The organism is uncultured Algibacter sp., assembly GCF_947495925.1.
Classification (GTDB): domain Bacteria; phylum Bacteroidota; class Bacteroidia; order Flavobacteriales; family Flavobacteriaceae; genus Algibacter_E.
On record NZ_CANMAU010000023.1, the window covers coordinates 1 to 2,034 of the forward strand.

The 2,034-nt window shown below is 31.2% G+C and carries 3 protein-coding genes; all 3 read left to right on the forward strand.

The genetic code is table 11. The features are described 5' to 3' along the window. Nucleotides 1–103: 103 nt before the first annotated feature. The gene (locus tag Q0857_RS16820; RefSeq protein WP_298538056.1) at nt 104–457 is read left to right on the forward strand and encodes a hypothetical protein; all 354 of its coding nucleotides are present in this window, start codon (nt 104–106) and stop codon (nt 455–457) included. Between the two features lie 167 nt (nt 458–624). Further along, on the forward strand, nt 625–984 hold the full coding sequence (locus tag Q0857_RS16825; protein WP_298538058.1) for a hypothetical protein: 360 nt from the start codon (nt 625–627) through the stop codon (nt 982–984). 334 nt (nt 985–1,318) lie between these two features. Further along, complete coding sequence (locus Q0857_RS16830) at nt 1,319–1,864, forward strand: hypothetical protein (RefSeq protein WP_298538060.1); 546 nt, start codon at nt 1,319–1,321, stop codon at nt 1,862–1,864. The last annotated feature ends 170 nt before the right edge of the window (nt 1,865–2,034 follow it).

Consider the following 2,034-nt stretch of genomic DNA (forward strand, 5'->3'; position numbering starts at 1 on the left):
CTTGTTTGCTTGCATCTGATTTTCCTTCGGAAAATCCTCGCACTCAAACTACGCACTATTCTTATACGTAACCGTTGGCTGTAATTTAAGAATCAGAACTTGAATGAAATATTTGAAAACAAAATTCGCGACGGATTGGCCAGAAGGAAAAAGTTGGAAAGAAAAGCTGTTAAATAGAATCTTGTTTTTTATTCCAAGAACAAACCCAGATTATGAAGACAAAATGTATTTGGTGAAAAGTTGGCTTATTGAATTTTTAGAAACTAACGGAGAGCTTTTACCTAGGAGAGAAATTGCACTTGATGAAAATGAAAATCCAATATTCGCGGGACCTGACAAACGAAACTACGGATTCTGGCTTGATACGAATATGACATTTGAAAATTTTGAAGGCGAACTGATTAACAAAACGGAATTTGAACGACATTGGGAACTAACTGGTGTTAAGGAAATATAAAAACTACAGCCAACATTGTGTAAAAAAAATACTATTTTTATTACTTAATCTAAAGGGCTGTGCTTTGTTTGCGAACTTCCGATTTTCCTTCGGAAAATCGCCGTTCTCAAACCCGTACTTTCCTTACACGTAACCGTTGTGTACCATTTGCGAAAACATAAATCAGAATGGAAATCGGAATAAATAAAAAACTGAAACTTTATCATTGGATTTTATCAATTCTGACGATTCCTGTATTCGGACTTTTTTCTGGATTTTATGGTTGGATTTATTATTCAACAATATCTGACCGAAATGGACTTTGGGGAAATATGCATAGTTATTACGATTTGACTAAAGGACAATTTAGTTCAATCCGACTTTTCATTTCTCTAACTCTTATTGAACTGATAATATTGCAATTAAAATATCTGATTGAAAAAAATGCGAACCGACTGAATAAAACGTTTATGATAACCTTGATTTTTATCGGAATTTGGATAATCACAGAGTTTTATTTACAAACTAAATTTATCGGAAAAGGATAACGAAAAAAATAAAAAACGGTACACAACAACGTGTATAATTAATTGCTTTGGTCGTTGCTTATTTTGAAAATTCCTTCGGAATTTTCTCGCGTTCGTTTTTGTTTGCTAAATTAGTTGCTGAAACACGCAACTAACCATACACAAAACCGTTACCCAACATTTGAGAAAACACTACGAAATAAACAATAAGTTTCTGAAAGGACTAATATTTGATAACCTCAAAATGATAGCTCTTTTGATAATCGTATTTCCTTTTTATTGGAAATGGAAAAACGGAACCGAATTTGTTCTTGACCAACAAATATTCATAATTTTTAGTGTCGTAATCCTGATTATGAACATTCCATCTGTGTTAATCTATCTTAATTACTACTTTGAAAACAAAGACACTTCTTTTACTTTGGACTTTGACTCAAAAAAAATTGAAATCACTCAAAGCGGGATGACTAAAACGTACACGATAAATGATGTTTCGGAATCAAACTATCATCTCGGAATTTATTACAAAAATGCTATAGATAGAGCTGGACGAATTCCAATGCTTGTATCTGACTTTGGATATTGGGACTTGAAATTTAAAAATGGAGATAGATATTATTTGACGAATATTCTTCACGATTTTATACACGATACACCATTTTTAGGTAAAACGAAATACCGATTTAGAATGTTTACTTATATTAAGAAAAATGACAATAAAAAACCTATTAACCTAAATGCAAAACCAAAAAAGGAAAAAACTTTAACTGAAACTTTTATTGAAAAATATAAAACCAAAAATGAGAAACAATTGTTGGAAATTTTAGATAATAGAAATAGTTATCAGAAAGAAGCTGTAAAAGCTGCTGAAATATTAATAGAAAATAAAAACGTTGGGTAACAAAGTATATAAAAAATTGCTAGTTTTATCCTAAACCAATGTTAGTTGCTTTGTTTGCTAGCTTCTGATTTTCCTTCGGAAAATCCTCGCACACAAACACGCAACTTTCCATATACAAACCGTTGTGGTTAATTTGAAAAAATGACAATAGAAGAACTAAAATCGAATAT